This is a genomic window from Arthrobacter sp. HS15c, assembly GCF_040812005.1.
Lineage (GTDB): Bacteria > Actinomycetota > Actinomycetes > Actinomycetales > Micrococcaceae > Arthrobacter.
Genome location: NZ_JBFOHM010000007.1, coordinates 103,703 through 118,339 on the forward strand (window position 1 = coordinate 103,703; position 14,637 = coordinate 118,339).

16 protein-coding genes are annotated in these 14,637 nt (G+C 64.9%); 7 read left to right on the forward strand and 9 right to left on the reverse strand.

Annotation, left to right across the window (positions count from 1 at the left end; all coding sequences use genetic code 11):
- The first annotated feature begins 45 nt into the window (after positions 1-45).
- Complete coding sequence (locus tag ABV518_RS13000; protein WP_367767497.1) at positions 46-711, forward strand: TetR/AcrR family transcriptional regulator; 666 nt, start codon at positions 46-48, stop codon at positions 709-711.
- Positions 708-2,420 carry an MDR family MFS transporter gene (locus ABV518_RS13005; RefSeq protein ID WP_367767498.1) on the forward strand — a complete coding sequence of 571 codons (1,713 nt, stop codon included), beginning with the start codon at positions 708-710 and terminating at the stop codon, positions 2,418-2,420. The genes ABV518_RS13000 and ABV518_RS13005 overlap by 4 nt, the downstream gene beginning before the upstream one ends.
- A 98-nt stretch (positions 2,421-2,518) precedes the next feature.
- On the opposite strand, the gene ABV518_RS13010 is transcribed toward ABV518_RS13005, so the two are convergent.
- Positions 2,519-2,989 carry an NUDIX domain-containing protein gene (locus ABV518_RS13010; protein WP_367767499.1) on the reverse strand — a complete coding sequence of 157 codons (471 nt, stop codon included), beginning with the start codon at positions 2,987-2,989 and terminating at the stop codon, positions 2,519-2,521.
- A gap of 64 nt (positions 2,990-3,053) precedes the next feature.
- The gene (locus tag ABV518_RS13015) at positions 3,054-3,611 is read right to left on the reverse strand and encodes a prepilin peptidase (protein WP_367767500.1); all 558 of its coding nucleotides are present in this window, start codon (positions 3,609-3,611) and stop codon (positions 3,054-3,056) included.
- Between the two features lie 59 nt (positions 3,612-3,670).
- Here ABV518_RS13015 and ABV518_RS13020 point away from each other — a divergent pair, with 59 nt between their 5' ends.
- Together ABV518_RS13020 and ABV518_RS13025 are read left to right on the forward strand one after the other, a co-directional pair.
- Entirely contained in the window at positions 3,671-4,465 is a 795-nt protein-coding gene (locus ABV518_RS13020) for a hypothetical protein (RefSeq protein WP_367767501.1), read from the forward strand.
- A gap of 21 nt (positions 4,466-4,486) precedes the next feature.
- Complete coding sequence (locus tag ABV518_RS13025) at positions 4,487-5,134, forward strand: GNAT family N-acetyltransferase (RefSeq protein ID WP_367767502.1); 648 nt, start codon at positions 4,487-4,489, stop codon at positions 5,132-5,134.
- A gap of 248 nt (positions 5,135-5,382) precedes the next feature.
- On the opposite strand, the gene ABV518_RS13030 is transcribed toward ABV518_RS13025, so the two are convergent.
- Positions 5,383-6,813, reverse strand: a complete 1,431-nt coding sequence (locus ABV518_RS13030) for a PhoH family protein (RefSeq protein ID WP_367767503.1) — start codon at positions 6,811-6,813, stop codon at positions 5,383-5,385.
- Positions 6,814-7,051: 238 nt separating this feature from the next.
- Positions 7,052-7,813, reverse strand: a complete 762-nt coding sequence (locus tag ABV518_RS13035) for an isoprenyl transferase (RefSeq protein ID WP_367767730.1) — start codon at positions 7,811-7,813, stop codon at positions 7,052-7,054.
- A gap of 232 nt (positions 7,814-8,045) precedes the next feature.
- Between ABV518_RS13035 and ABV518_RS13040 the strand changes: the two genes are divergently transcribed.
- A complete protein-coding gene (locus tag ABV518_RS13040) occupies positions 8,046-8,711 on the forward strand; it encodes a hemolysin III family protein (protein ID WP_367767732.1) in 666 nt (221 codons plus the stop codon).
- A gap of 46 nt (positions 8,712-8,757) precedes the next feature.
- Here ABV518_RS13040 and ABV518_RS13045 read toward each other — a convergent pair whose 3' ends face one another.
- Both ABV518_RS13045 and mca read right to left on the reverse strand, forming a co-directional pair.
- Positions 8,758-9,099, reverse strand: a complete 342-nt coding sequence (locus tag ABV518_RS13045) for a hypothetical protein (RefSeq protein WP_367767504.1) — start codon at positions 9,097-9,099, stop codon at positions 8,758-8,760.
- Positions 9,100-9,200: 101 nt separating this feature from the next.
- Entirely contained in the window at positions 9,201-10,106 is a 906-nt protein-coding gene (gene mca / locus ABV518_RS13050) for a mycothiol conjugate amidase Mca (RefSeq protein ID WP_367767505.1), read from the reverse strand.
- Between the two features lie 106 nt (positions 10,107-10,212).
- Here mca and ABV518_RS13055 point away from each other — a divergent pair, with 106 nt between their 5' ends.
- Complete coding sequence (locus ABV518_RS13055) at positions 10,213-10,671, forward strand: DUF4307 domain-containing protein (protein ID WP_367767506.1); 459 nt, start codon at positions 10,213-10,215, stop codon at positions 10,669-10,671.
- A gap of 153 nt (positions 10,672-10,824) precedes the next feature.
- Complete coding sequence (gene greA / locus ABV518_RS13060) at positions 10,825-11,319, forward strand: transcription elongation factor GreA (RefSeq protein WP_131132681.1); 495 nt, start codon at positions 10,825-10,827, stop codon at positions 11,317-11,319.
- 78 nt (positions 11,320-11,397) lie between these two features.
- Here greA and ABV518_RS13065 read toward each other — a convergent pair whose 3' ends face one another.
- From ABV518_RS13065 to ABV518_RS13075, 3 genes are read right to left on the reverse strand one after another with little or no spacing between them, the layout of a single operon-like run.
- Positions 11,398-12,003, reverse strand: a complete 606-nt coding sequence (locus ABV518_RS13065) for a rhomboid family intramembrane serine protease (RefSeq protein ID WP_367767507.1) — start codon at positions 12,001-12,003, stop codon at positions 11,398-11,400.
- A 9-nt stretch (positions 12,004-12,012) separates the two neighbouring features.
- Complete coding sequence (gene ilvA, locus ABV518_RS13070) at positions 12,013-13,251, reverse strand: threonine ammonia-lyase (protein WP_367767508.1); 1,239 nt, start codon at positions 13,249-13,251, stop codon at positions 12,013-12,015.
- A gap of 3 nt (positions 13,252-13,254) precedes the next feature.
- Positions 13,255-14,625, reverse strand: coding sequence for an AI-2E family transporter (locus ABV518_RS13075; RefSeq protein ID WP_367767509.1), 1,371 nt, complete (start codon positions 14,623-14,625; stop codon positions 13,255-13,257).
- Positions 14,626-14,637: the final 12 nt, after the last annotated feature.

A 14,637-nucleotide genomic window follows, 5' to 3' on the forward strand; every position in this document is an offset into this window, starting at 1 on the left:
AGCACAAAGTTGCACTAATTAAGATTAAGTGCAAAACTTTACTTTGTGAATGATAGTGCAGTAATTGAAGGCGGCCTCCGCGAGCGCAAGCGCGCCGCCACCCGCGCGGCCATCACCGCCGTCGCGCGGACCCTGACCGCCGAACGCGGGCTCAACGGCTACACCGTGGAGGAAGTCTGCGAGCGTGCCGACATCTCCCGCCGCACGTTCTTCAACTACTTCCCGACCAAGGAAGACGCCATCCTTGGCCATATTGACGACGACATCCCTTCAGAGGTCCTCGAGGAGTTCATCGCCGGTGGCAAGGCATCACCGCCCGGGGAAATCTCCCCCACCCTGTTCCAGGACCTCGTCAGGCTGTCCCTGAGGCTTTCCGAGCACATGGCAGCCTCCGAAGAGGAAACCCGCCAGCTGATCGGCGTGGTCAAGAAGGAACCCCAGCTGATCCTTCGGATCATCGGCGTGACCGAACAGCGTGAAGCGCAGTTCGCCCGCGACGTTGCCCTGCGCGAGGGCGTCGCAGCTGACCACCCCGTCGTCCAGATGGCGGTCGTACTGCTGGGCACCATCGCCCGGAAAAGCAGCATGGCCTATTTCTCCGAAGGCAACACCCGCCCTTACGCCGAGTTGCTGATGGAGAACATCTCCGCCGCCAGCCAACTCTTCTCCCAGCCGCTCCAAGAACCAGTACCCGCAGAAGGACAACCATGAGCACCACCGCCAGCCCCAGGGCAGCCGCAGGACCGCTGCTGCTGACCCAGAAACGCATCTGGATCATCTTTTCGGCGCTCATTGCCGGGATGCTCCTCTCCAGCCTTGACCAGACCATCGTCTCCACCGCCATGCCCACCATCGTGGGCAAGCTCGGCGGCGTGGAGCACCAGGCCTGGATCACCACGGCCTACCTGCTGGCCACCACCATCGTGATGCCGATCTACGGAAAATTCGGTGACATCCTCGGCCGCCGCAACCTCTTCCTGGTGGCCATCGCCCTGTTCACGCTCGCCTCGGTGGGCTGCGCCTTCGCCACCGATTTCTGGGGCTTCGTGATCTTCCGCGCCATCCAGGGCCTGGGCGGCGGCGGACTGATGATCCTCTCGCAGGCCATCATCGCCGACATCGTTCCCGCCAAGGACCGCGGCAAGTACATGGGCCCCCTCGGCGCCATCTTCGGCCTCTCCGCAGTAGCCGGTCCCCTGCTCGGCGGATTCTTCGTTGACCACCTGACCTGGGAATGGGCCTTCTACATCAACATCCCCATCGGCATCGCCGCGTTCACCATCGCCTGGTTCACGCTGACCCTGCCGAACAAAAAAGCCGAAAAGCGGATCGACATCCTGGGCGTGCTCCTGCTGTCCGCCGCCACCACCTGCCTGATCTTCTTCACTGACTTCGGCGGCAAAAAGGACCAGGGCTGGGACTCACCCCTGACCTGGGCCTTCGGCGCCGGGCTGCTGGTCGCGGCCGCAGCCTTCGTTATGGTCGAGCGCCGCGCGGAAGACCCCATCATCCCGCTCAGCCTCTTCACGAACCGGATCTTCGTCAACGCCACGGCCATCGGCTTCACCCTGGGCCTGGGCATGTTCGCTGCCATCGCCTTCGTCCCCACGTTCCTGCAGATGTCCTCCGGAACGTCAGCCGCTGAATCCGGGCTTCTGATGCTGCCCATGATGGTGGGCCTGATGGGCATGGCCATCTATTCGGGAATCCGGATCTCCAAAACCGGCAAGTACAAGATGTTCCCCATCCTCGGCGCCTCCCTGACGATCGCGGCGATGCTGTGGCTGACCACTCTGACCGCCGAAACGCCCATCTGGGTCATCTGCGTCCAGCTGTTCGTGTTCGGCGCAGGACTGGGATCGATCATGCAGGTCATCGTCCTGGTGGTGCAGAACTCGGTTCCGGCCGACCAGATCGGCACCGCCACCAGCACCAACAACTACTTCCGCGAAGTCGGCGCGTCCCTGGGCGTGGCAGTCTTCGGTGCAATCTTCACCAACCGGCTCTCAGAGTCGCTGACCAGCGCGTTCACCGGCGCCGGCGCCTCTACTGAGCAGGCCGCGCAGTCCACCAGCACGCTGGACCCGCAGGCGCTGAGCCAACTCCCGGAGCAGCTGCGAGACGCGATCGTTAACGCCTACGCAAATTCCCTGGCGCCGGTGTTCTGGTACCTGGTGCCGTTCCTGGCCATCGCACTGGTCCTGGCCGTCACGCTGAAGCAGATCCCGCTCTCGGATACCGCCGGTATGGTTGCCCGCGGCGAGGCCGTCGGCGGCGAAGAAGCCGAACGGCTCGAAGCCGAGCACCTTGCCCTGCTGCACGGTGAAACGGCCGGCAGCAACGCGCGGGCGGGCGCCGGGGACGGGGTCACCGGCGGCATCAAGGACGACGACGGCGAGCTGGCCTCCCAGCGCCGCTGACCGCCGTCGTAGGGCCGTAAGCCACAAAACATGCAGGGGCACCGCAATCTTGGGGGTTGCGGTGCCCCTGCGGCATGTCACCGAACTGCTGCTGCAGATCACGGCTCGAAGTGGGCTGCCTCCTCCGGGGACAAAGCACGGCGGATGCTTGTGAGGTGCCCCGGCATCAGTTCCGGCAGGCCGTCCAGGCTGAACCATCCGACATCCAGCGACTCGTCGTCGTTGACACGTGCCGTGCCAGAGACGTAGCGGCAACGGAACACCACGTCCAGGAATTCGCAGACGTCACCGTTGGGATAGGTGAACGGTCCGACCGTGCCCACCGAGACAACACGTTCTGCCTCCGCAACCACGGCGGTTTCCTCGAAGATTTCACGGACAAGTCCGCGGGCCGGCTCTTCACCAGGGTCAAGCATGCCGCTGACGAGCGCCCAGTGGCCATTGTCGGCACGGCGCGCCAGGAGAACCCGGCCGGAATCGTCAAGGACCACTCCGCGGACACCGGGCACCCACAGCGGGTCATGGCCGATTTTCTCGCGGAGCTTGAGTATGTAGTCAGGAGCAGGCATTTTTCCAGCCTATCGGCCGACGGCGGCACTGGCCGGGCGGAATCGGCACGGCATGCGGAGCGGGTCAGGCCGGCAGCAGCATGGCAGCTGCCGCGCCCGCCAACATAAACGGACCGAACGGGATGGATGATTTCAGTGTTCCCCGGCGGGCCGCCAGCAGGGCCAGGCTCCACAGGCCGCCCAGCAGGAAGGCACCAAAGGTTGCGGCAAAAACATGTGTCCAGCCCAGATATCCGAGGTACATGCCCAGGACGCCTGCCAGCTTGACGTCACCGAAACCCATTCCGGGTGGGTAGGCCAGCCGGAGCACAAAATAGAAGGCCCACAGGACCGCTCCCCCGGCGATGATGCGCAGGGCCGGGACCCCGAACAGGGCGGCAGCGCCATCCGGCCCGGCCGGCAGTGTCCAGGCACCGGTCACCGCCGGAACAACTGCAGCGGCAGCCAGCAGGACGCCGGCCACGGCGTAGGAGGGAAACACGATCCGGTTGGGCAACAGGTGATGGCGTATGTCAATGACGGTGAGCCGGACAGCCATCACCGCAAAATACGCGCACGCCGCCAGGACCAGCCAGAAGGCCAGCGGGGCTGCTTCCCAAAGTTCGTCCAGTCGTCGGATCACTCCTCGGATGCTACTGGATTTTCCCTTCCTGCCGGAGGGCCCACGCGTAAACTGTGGATATGTCGACATGGGACACCAGGCGCCGGCCGGATCCGGACCGCGGCGGCTCGCCCGCTGACCTGACTACGGTGTTCCGCAACCTCTGCCGGTCCTCACCATGGAAATGGCAAAGCCTCCGCTTTGAGTACTGGGATGAACCGTTTACCACCGCTCCCGACCCGTCGGCACCGCTGGTGCGTGCCTGGCTGCGCCGGCCCGGCGCGCTCCGGCTCGAAACCGCCGACGGACTCGTCCTCCACAGCACTACGGGGATCAACGATTCCAAAGACGGGTTCTACGTCAGCGCCACCCGGAAATCGTGGCTACTGCCGCCGCACCTTGTGGCGCCCGTTTACGACGACGGCGGCCTGGTCAGGCGCCGCCCCGAGGCCGCCTACGGTGAACCGGGCTTCGGCAACGGCCGCTTCTCCGCTGCCCTCGACCCCGTTGAGCTGGCCGGCAACGCACCCGTCCCGCTGGAATTTCCGGGCAACAACGCAGTGGAAATCAGTGATGTGCGCCGTGTCGACCACGAAGGGCGGCCGGCCCTTGAGGCCGAGGTCACGCCGACGCCCGCATACCACCCGGCGGACCCCGGAGCGCCGCTCTGCCTGCCCGGCACCAGCCGGGTCCGGATCGACGTCGGGACCGGGGTCTGCGTGGCCAGCCAGTCCCTGGAATCGGCAACACCGGAGTACGGGCACTGGCTTCGGGTCATTGCAGTCGACGAATACATGCTGGATGACCTTTTCCTGGCGGAGTCGATGAACCTCACCGATGTCCGACGCCACATCAGCTGGGACGTCACCGCCTGAGTCGTCGGCTAGGCTTCCCTGATGACCGTGCTGACATCCCTCTGGCCCCTCTTCGGCCTCACCCTGACCACCCCCCGGCTCGTGCTGCGGCCCATCACGGATGACGACATCCCGGCTGCCGTGGAGGCCGCAAAGAGCGGAATCCATGAGCCCGGCCGGAACCCGTTCAGCACGCCATGGGCGGAACTCCCCGCAGCGGAGCTGGGTCCGAAAATGGCCCAATGGTACTGGCGCTGCCGCGGCCAGGCGACCGCCGAGGACTGGACCCTGCTCCTGGGCATCTGGCACGGGCACGAGTTCATCGGCTGCCAGGACATCGGCGCCAAGGACTTCGCCACTCTTAGGACCGTCAGCACCGGCTCGTGGCTCAGGCAGTCCGTCCAGGGCCAGGGGCTCGGCAAGGAGATGAGGGCCGCCGTCGCCCTTTACGCGTTCGACTGGCTCAAAGCCGACGTGGCGGAGTCCGAAGCCGCCGTCTGGAACGCCGCCTCCCTGGGAGTATCCCGCTCGCTCGGCTACGAACCCAACGGCGTCACCCGGGTGAGCTGGGGCGGCAAAATGGAGGACGTCCAGAAGGTCCGCCTCACCCCGCAAACCTTCAAGCGCCCCGACTGGACCCTGCAAGTAGAGGGCCACGAACCCGCTGCGTCGTTCCTGGGGGTTGGCTGAGTCGTGGCTGGGTCCCGTCAGGTGGCGGCACTTCGCCGCACCGCCGCACAAGGAGGTCCTCGGGCCTTCTCGTAGGAGCGCATCGCCGACCAAAGCGGAGCGCAGGTCGCTCAGCGACCGTAGCAGAGCGGCGGGAGGTGTCTAAGCGACGGAGAAGGGCCGCGGCCCGACGAACGCAACCACTGCCCACGCACGAGGGGCCATGGTCCGACGAACTGGACCACGGCCCCTCGAGAACCAAACGCTGGCTAGATTTCTGCACCCTCCAGCAGTTCTGTTACCAGGGCTGCTATCGGTGAGCGTTCGGAGCGGGTGAGGGTGATGTGGCCAAAGAGCGGGTGGCCCTTCAGGGTTTCGACGACGGCGGCTATGCCGTCGTGCCGGCCGACGCGTAGGTTGTCGCGCTGGGCGACGTCGTGCGTGAGGACGATCTTGGAGTTCTGGCCGATGCGGCTCATGACCGTGAGGAGCACGTTCTTCTCCAGGGACTGGGCTTCGTCCACAATCACAAAGGCGTCATGCAGGGAACGTCCGCGGATGTGGGTCAGCGGCATGACTTCCAGCATGCCCCGGTCCATGACTTCCTCCACGACTTCCTGGCTGACGAGGGCGCCCAGGGTGTCGAAGACCGCCTGCGCCCACGGGTTCATCTTTTCCGACTCGGAGCCGGGCAGGTAGCCAAGCTCCTGTCCGCCGACAGCGTACAGGGGCCGGAACACAATGACCTTCCGGTGCTCGCGGCGTTCCAGGACGGCCTCCAGGCCCGCACAAAGGGCCAATGCCGATTTACCGGTGCCGGCCCGGCCTCCGATGGACACAATTCCGACGGCGGGATCCATCAGCATGTCGATGGCCAGCCGCTGTTCCGCCGAGCGTCCATGCAGGCCGAAGACGTCCCGGTCCCCCTTGACGAGCCGGACCTGCTTGTCGGCGCCTACCCGGCCCAGGGCCGAACCCCTGTTCGAGAGAAGCACCAGCCCGGTGTTGACGGGCAATTCCGCGGCCGCGGGGATAAAGACGGGCTCGTGGCCGTAGAGGGTGGAGATCTCGTCCTCGCTGGCCTCCACTTCCGCGACGCCGGTCCAGCCTGAGTCCTTCACCAGTTCATTGCGGTACTCGTCTGCGGTCAGCCCCATCGCGGAGGCCTTGACGCGCATCGGCAGGTCCTTGGAGACCACCGTGACGTTCCGGCCTTCGTTGGCGAGGTTCTTGGCCACAGCCAGGATCCTGCTGTCGTTGTCGCCGCTCCTGAAGCCCAACGGAAGCACCTCAGCGGAAATGTGGTTCATTTCCACGAGGAGGGTGCCGCCGTCGTCACCTATGGGGATGGGCCGGTTCAGGCCGCCATGTTTGACGCGCAGGTCATCGAGGAGCCGCAGGGCCTTGCGGGCGAAGTAGCCGAGTTCGGGGTCGTGCCGTTTGGCCTCCAGCTCGCTGATAACCACGATTGGAACAATGACCTCGTGCTCGGCGAAGCGGAGCAGCGCCCGCGGGTCAGAGAGCAGGACGGATGTGTCAATGACGAAACTGCTAATGGTGGTTCCCCCTCCGGAGACAGCAAAACCGGCCGCAGGCTTTTCGTCTGCTGCACCGGTTGTTGAGGTGGCTCGCGTGGCGCGAGAGGTAGCTTTCTGTCCCTGATCAAAAACGAGCTCGGGCAGTTGTTCAGAAATAGCCACATCGACTCCAGCCCCGGGCATGCCCGGAATTGTTATTGGTGAGGCGGCTCGGCCTGGAGGCCGGGCTCGGCCTCCCATACAACCGGTGCGACAATTCGCTCCATGTACTGGCCTCCCCGATCAGCCGGCGGTTTTGCCTGCTGATAGCTACAACGTAAATCCACACCAAGTAATTTCCGGCTTCATCCGTCGGCGATTCCTGTTGCGGCCATGTGAATTCCGCGTGAACGGCGCCGGCTCAGGTGCCGAAGCGCCGCTGCCTGCCGGCGTAGTCCCGCAGGGCGCGCAGGAAGTCCACCTTGCGGAAGGCCGGCCACAGGGCCTCACAGAAATAGAACTCGCTGTACGCGCTCTGCCACATCAGGAACCCGGACAGCCGCTGCTCTCCGGAGGTCCGGATCACCAGGTCGGGATCGGGCTGGCCACGAGTGTAAAGGAAGCGCGAAATGTCATCAACGCTCAGGCTGTCGGCCAGTTTGGAGATGTCCGCGCCTTTGGCAACCGCATCATGGAGCAGCTCCCGGACCGCATCAACAATCTCCCGGCGCCCGCCGTATCCCACCGCGACGTTCACGTGGATCTTTTCCCGCACGGGCGTCCGGGCTGTCAGCCTGTTGAGCCGTTCAGCGAGGTAGTCGGGAAGCAGTTCCGGTGCGCCCATGGCGTGGACCGAGATGTTCGCATCGTCGTCCAGGCGGTCCAGGGTGTTGGCGATGATCCCCATCAGGAGGTCCAGCTCTTCGCTGGAACGGGACATGTTGTCCGTGGACAGCATGTACAGGGTGACTACTTTGACGCCGAGTTCCTGGCACCAGCCGAGGAACTCGTGGATCTTGTCCGCTCCAGCCTGATGGCCCTGGCTGGTGGGCGCATTGAACTGCTTCGCCCAGCGCCGGTTGCCATCCACCATTACGCCGATGTGCCTGGGGATGCGGTCTCCGGCAAGATCCCTGAGCAGCCTGCGCTCGTAGAAGCCATAGAGGAAGCCGGGCAATTCCACGCGGAGACTCACCTGACTTCCCTTGCTGTACGACGCTTGCACATCCTAGGCTACCGTCCGCGGCGGGGAGCACGGTGCCGGGACCCCGCATGACCGGCGCAGCTGATGTTACCGATGAGTAACTTACTGAAGCGTAGGTTATTCTGGACCCATGAACACCAAGTCTCCAGACAGCCAGCCGGGACCGGCGCCGGAGGGTGGGGCCGGCCCCGTCGATGAAGCCGCTGTCCGTCTGGCCGAACTCCTGATGATCAAACCCAAATGGCGTGGCTGGATCCACACGGTCACCGCACCGCTGGCCCTGGCCGCCGGGATTGTCCTGGTCCTGTTGGCCCCCACAGCCGACCGCAAAATCACGTCCGCCGTCTACGCCGCCACCGGCGTCATGCTCTTCGGTGTCAGTGCTGTCTACCATCGGGGCAACTGGTCTCCCGGCGTCAGGATGGTCCTGAAGCGGCTCGACCACACCAACATCATGCTGGTCATCGCCGGCAGCTACACACCGCTTGCCTGGTCACTGCTGGAGCGGCCCAAGGCGGTGCTGCTGCTCTGGGTCATCTGGTCCGGCGCCATCCTGGGCGTGCTGTTCCGGCACCTGTGGACGCATGCACCGCGCTGGCTGTATGTGCCGATCTACATCGCGCTGGGCTGCGGTGCGCTGTTCTACCTGCCGGATTTTTTTGCGGCCAGTGTTCCCGCTGCCATCCTGATCTGCGTCGGCGGGATCCTCTACATCACCGGCGCCGTCTTCTACGCCCTCAAGAAGCCAAACTTCAGCTACGAGCACTTCGGATTCCACGAACTGTTCCACGCGCTCACGGTGCTGGCCTTCGCCGCGCATTTCACTGCCATTGCCATCGCCGTCCTGAGTTGGCGCAGTCCTGAGTTGACGCCGTAGCGACCCAGGTCCTGGACCCGGCAGTTGCCCCGGAGCGCGGGCCGCCCTAGTCCCGCGGCCGGGAAGTGTCGGGGGCCGGGGCTTGCCCGTCCCCCTCGACCCCGGCATCGCTTTCCGGGCCTGCCATGCCGTCGTGGGCGTCGGAAGCCTCAACATCCGCGGCCGCTGCGGCCGCCAGGCGTTCCTCCTCCACCTGCGCACGGTAGCGGACCCGGCGGATGCGGCGCACCATGTCCACAATAAGCAAGGTGGTGGCCAGCACAAAGAAGGCCGTCATGATGAAGCCCCACAGGCCGGGAGTGATCTGGTCCTCTGATACGCCCTCACGCAGGGAGGGGGTGGGCAGCGGCGACGGTGTGGTGGCCAGGGCGAGGAGCAAGTGATGCACTTTATTAACCTTCTATGGAAACTGATAGGCATCGGCCGCCGGCGGAGGATCCGGCCCCTGCGGGCCACTCTTCTACGCGGCATAGAAATTGCCTGCTGCCTCTATCTTAGCCCGGCGAAAAGGTCCTTCTCCGGCAGCTCAGCGGGGATCCGGGACTGGATCAGGGAGTAGTCTTCCCACGGCCAGGCGCGGCGCTGCATCTCCGGGGCGACGGCGAAGAAGAAGCCCAGCGGGTCCACCTGTGTCCGGTGGGCGCGAAGGGCATCGTCCCGGGCTTCAAAGTAGTCGCCACAGTCGATCTGCGTAGTGGTGGGATGGCCGCCGGGCGGGGGTGTGTGCCCTTCGGCGTCCGTCTCGAGCCAGGCGGCGAGCCGTTCCGCATACGGCGACTGCAGGCCGGCTTCCTCCAGCGCGAAATGCAGGGCCCGGAACCGTTCCGGGCTGAATGCGCGGTCGTAGTACAGCTTGCTGGGTTCCCAGGCCTCCCCGGTATCCGGGTAGCGGTCCGGGTCACCGGCCGCGTCGAAAGCTTCCACCGCCACTCGGTGGGCCATGATGTGGTCAGGGTGCGGGTAGCCGCCGTTTTCGTCGTAGCTGATGATCACGTGGGGCTTGAACTCCCGGACAAGCCGCACGAGCGGCGCGGCGGCGCGTTCCAGCGGCTGGACGGCAAACGAGCCTGCCGGCAGCGGCGGCAGCGGATCGCCTTCGGGAAGGCCCGAGTCCACGAAGCCCAGCCAGCGCTGCCGGATGCCGAGCACCTTGGCCGCCTGACCCATCTCGAGCCGTCGTGCGCCCGCCATGTCCCGCTTCGGGTGGGGTTCGCCTTCCACGGCGGGGTTCTGGATATCGCCCCTGGACCCGTCGGTGCACGTGGCCACCATGACATCGACGCCGGAGGCCGCGTACATGGCCATGGTCGCCGCACCCTTGCTGGATTCGTCGTCCGGGTGGGCGTGGACGGCAAGCAGCCGGAGCGGGGCCTGGGTGGAGCTGGACGCTGTCATCGGTGGACGGCTCCTTTATGTTCTGTAGCCGCTGTGCTGGCCGCTTGTACTGGTGGGGCTGGCTGGTCCGGAGAACCCGGACCCGGATCCGCACTAAACTGGACTGGTGACTTCCCAGGATCAGCCCGCCGTTTCCGCGCCAGCAGACACTAGCCTAGCCAATCGTTATGGCCGTCAAAAGCGGACCCTGTCCCGCAACGCGAAGCGCATCATCGGGGCGGCGGCACTGCTTGCCGGAATCGGCTTTATGGCTTGGGTATCCACGTCCTCAGCCACCTCCAGCGTGACGTTCAAGGACATCGGCTACAGCACTACGGACGCCACCCAGGCGGAAGTGGACTTCCAAGTCACCCGGGAGCCGGGAACGGCCGTCAAATGCGCCGTGAAGGCGCTGGATTCCAAGTATGCAGTGGTGGGCTGGAAAGTAGTGGACATCCCGCCGGGCGAGGCTGAGGCGACTGCCGACGGCGGCCGGACCATTTCCCAGCGCACGGTACTGAAGACCGAGTCGCTGTCCGTGTCCGGGATAGTGGACAGCTGCTGGATTCCGGACAGCAGCAAATAGCGGAATGTGATCTGCGCCGCTTGCTTGTTGGGTTATGTCCACAGGATTGACTACAATGGAGCAATACCTTTACCCCGCTGAGCTGGTTACTGAGTTCCACAAGTGGCCACCGTGGCGGGGTCTTTTGCATGTACGACCGAAGAGGAGAAGTCCGTGTCGACCACCAACAGCGCGCCTGCAGCCTGGCTCACACAGGAAGCTTTTGACCGCCTGACGGCAGAGCTGGACCACCTTTCCGGCGCTGGCCGGGCGGAAATTGTCCAGAAGATCGAAGCAGCCCGCCAAGAGGGCGACCTCAAGGAAAACGGGGGCTACCACGCGGCCAAGGAAGAGCAGGGAAAGATCGAGGCCCGCATCCGCCAGCTCACTGCCCTGCTGCGGGATGCCCACGTCGGGGAAGCTCCCGCCGACGACGGAATCGTCGAAGCCGGCATGATCGTGGTGGCAAAGATCGCCGGTGACGAAGAGACCTTCCTGCTCGGTTCCCGCGAAATCGCCGGCGACTCCGACATTGATGTCTTCAGCGAAAAGTCACCGCTCGGCGCGGCGATCGTGGGCCATAAAGAGGGCGACACCCTCAGCTACACGGCGCCGAACGGCAAGGACATCACGGTGGAGATCCTCTCGGCCAGGCCTTACGCCGCCTAAGAGTCAGTTCTCACGTAAAGAGCCGGTCACCGTAAGGTGGCCGGCTCTTTACGTCTGCTTACGTCTGCCCAGGTATTCCTATACTCCGCGCCGGGGCCGCATCAGCAATGCAGCCGCCACTCCACCCACGGCCCCGCCCAGGTGCGCCTGCCACGAGATGTATCCCGCGACGAAGGGCAGGACGCCCAGCAGGATACTGCCGTAGACCATGAACAGAACGACGGCCAGCAGGATCTGGCGCCAGCTGTGATTAAAGAATCCCCGCACCAGCAGGAACGCGAAGAGTCCGAAGACCAGTCCGGATGCGCCCACGGTCACTCCGCCGTCGCCGATCAGCCAAACTGTCAGCCCGGAACCCAGCCAGCTGAATGCCAGCGCCGTCACGAACACCCTCAGTCCGGACAGAAATACCAGGAATCCGAAGATGATCAGCGGCAGGGTGTTTGAGAGCAGGTGGTTCAGGCTCGCGTGCAGCAGGGGGAACGTGAAGATGTCCAGGAGCCCGTCCAGGCTCCGCGGCCGCAGTCCGAACGTCCTGTTCAGCGAATGGAGGGTCAGCATATTGACGATCTCGATCACAAACAGGGCGACGACGAATCCGCCCACCACCAGGATCCCGCCCTTGGCGCGGGACGCCGTCGTTTCGCGGCTTCTTGGCCTTCCGTCCCCCAGTGCATCAAGCATGACTGCCCCTTAATGCACCACGATGGGCTGGAAGCCCTCGGCCCGGAGTGCTCCGAGGACCTGCTCGCAGTGCTCATGTCCCTTGGTTTCAAGATTCACGGTGATGGACACGTCTCCCATACTGATGGAGCCGCCTACCCGCGTGTGGTCGAGCCCTGTCACGTTGGCATCGTTCTCGGCGATGATCCTGGCGATGGTGGCCAGGGAACCCGGCCTGTCATCCAGCATCATCCGTACGGTCATGTAACGGCCGGCGGCGGACAGGCCGCGCTGGATGACCTTCAGCATGAGCATGGGGTCGATGTTGCCGCCGGACAGGATTACCGCCGTGGTACCGGGATTCTCGATCTTGCCATCCATCAGGGCGGCAACCCCGACGGCGCCGGCGGGCTCCACCACCAGCTTGGCGCGTTCGAGCAGGAAAATCAGCGCGCGGGCCAGCGAATCTTCGCTGACTGTGACCACATCGTCGACCAGCTCGCGGATGATGCTGAACGGCAGCTGGCCGGGCCGGCCCACGGCGATGCCGTCGGCCATGGTGGAGACCTTCTTCAGCGGAACGAGGGCATCGGCCGCCAGCGACGGCGGGTACGCGGCTGCGTTCTCCGCCTGGACGCCAATGATGCGGATTTCCCGTCCCAGTTCACGGGCACGGGCCTTCACGGCTACCGCGACGCCGGCCAGCAGGCCACCGCCGCCAACGCCCATGAGGATGGTGTCGACGTTGGGGACCTGCTCAAGGATTTCCAGGCCGATGGTGCCCTGGCCTGCCACCACGTCCACGTTATCGAAGGGGTGGACAAAAACGGTTCCGGATTCATTCGCGTAGCGCTGCGCCTCAGCCAGCGCCTCGTCAACATTATGGCCGTGCAGGATCACCTCCGCGCCGTGGCTGCGGGTAGCTGCCAGCTTGGGGAGAGCCACACCCAACGGCATGTAGATGCGTGCCTTGATGCCGAGGCTTTTGGCCGCAACAGCCACACCTTGGGCGTGGTTGCCGGCGGAGGCCGCAACAACCCCGCGCTTCTTTTCCTCCGGGGACAGCCGCGCCATCCGGACATAGGCTCCCCGGACCTTGAATGATCCGGCCCGCTGCAGGTTTTCACACTTGAAAAAGACTTCCCCGCCCACCATGGTGCCGAGGGCACGCGACGATTCCACAGGTGTCCGGGTAATAATCCCCTCAAGCAGCTTCTGCGCCTCCAGGACATCGTCCAGCGTGACGGGAAGGGTTTCGAGGATGTTCACGGACTATTCTCCTTTGACGGATTCTGCTCCGGTGCCCTGGCCTGCGGTGCCGGCCTGGGCCTCCGGATTGTGTGCGTTTGTGCTGGCTGCAGCTTCCTTGCCGCTCCTGGGCTTGCGGCCGGGCAGTCGGACATCCTTGAAGGTGTTGTCCTCGCCGGCGCCAACCGTCACCGGCCCTCCGGGGGTTGCCAGCACTTGTTCATGTTCCCACGTTCTGCCGGCGATGTAGCGAATCGCCGAGTTTGCTACAGCCAGGATGGGGACGGAGAACAGGGCACCGGGGATTCCGGCGAGGTAGGAACCGGCCGCCACGGCCAGGATCACGGCGACGGGATGCAGGGCCACGGCCTTGCCCATCACGAGCGGCTGCAGGATATGGCTTTCCAGCTGCTGGACGAGCAGCACGATTCCCAGCATGACGAGGGCATTGACCCAGCCGTTGGCCACGAGAGCGAGAAGCACAGCCACGGCTCCGGTCACCAGGGCGCCGACAATGGGGATGAAGGAGCCCATGAAGACCAGAACACCCAGCGGGAGCGCCAGCGGAACTCCGATGATGGCGGCACCCACTCCGATTCCCACGGCGTCCACAAAAGCCACGAACATCTGGATACGGGCATAGCTGACCATGGAAGCCCAGCCCTTGCGGCCTGCCCCAAAGGAGGCGGCGCGGGCTTTCCTCGGCAGCAGCCGGACCAGGAACGCCCAGATCCGGTCACCTTCAAGGAGGAAGAAGATCAGGACAAACAACGCGAGGACAAGTCCGGCGGCAAAGTGACCGGCAGTACTCCCAAAAGACAGGGCGCCGCTCAGGATGCTGCTGCTGTTGTTCTGCAGCGCGGCTGTTGCCTCCTGCAGATACTGGTCGATCTGGGCAGCAGAAAGGTGAAGCGGCCCATCCGCAAGCCACCCCTGGATCTGCTGGATCCCCGCCAGTGCCTCGCTCCACAGCTCGCTGAACCCGGCCACAAGCTGCCGTCCCACCAGCGCCAGGGACCCGCCAATGAGCCCGAGGAAGCCCAGGACGGTGATGGCCACGGCGGCGCCGTTCGGAAGGCGGCGGTTCCTGAGCCAGCCGACGATGGGGCTGAGGAGCCCGGCCAGCAGGGCCGCAACCATAACAGGAATGATGAGGAAACTGATCCGGCTGAGGAGCCAGATCAACGCGCCCCCCACCAACAGGATCAGTCCCAGCCGCCACGCCCATGACGCCGCGATGCGGACACCGTAAGGGATGTCGCGGTCCAGTTCGCGGTCCGCCAGCACGCGCAGCGGCGGGACAGCGTCGGGACGGCCTGCAGCGTCTGCCGCGGGCCTGCCTTGCTGTGGGATGGCGGATCGGTGGGTCGGGGTGGCGTCCTCGGCTGGCGTCATAGCCTAATACTT

What these genes read in the sequence shown, in the direction of transcription:
- ABV518_RS13005 (WP_367767498.1), top strand. Translation starts at nt 708, where the DNA reads ATGAGCACCACCGCCAGCCCCAGGGCAGCCGCAGGACCGCTGCTGCTG.
- ABV518_RS13010 (WP_367767499.1), bottom strand. Translation starts at nt 2,989, where the DNA reads ATGCCTGCTCCTGACTACATACTCAAGCTCCGCGAGAAAATCGGCCAT.
- ABV518_RS13020 (WP_367767501.1), top strand. Translation starts at nt 3,671, where the DNA reads ATGTCGACATGGGACACCAGGCGCCGGCCGGATCCGGACCGCGGCGGC.
- ABV518_RS13025 (WP_367767502.1), top strand. Translation starts at nt 4,487, where the DNA reads ATGACCGTGCTGACATCCCTCTGGCCCCTCTTCGGCCTCACCCTGACC.
- mca (WP_367767505.1), bottom strand. Translation starts at nt 10,106, where the DNA reads ATGACAGCGTCCAGCTCCACCCAGGCCCCGCTCCGGCTGCTTGCCGTC.
- ABV518_RS13065 (WP_367767507.1), bottom strand. Translation starts at nt 12,003, where the DNA reads ATGCTTGATGCACTGGGGGACGGAAGGCCAAGAAGCCGCGAAACGACG.
- ABV518_RS13075 (WP_367767509.1), bottom strand. Translation starts at nt 14,625, where the DNA reads ATGACGCCAGCCGAGGACGCCACCCCGACCCACCGATCCGCCATCCCA.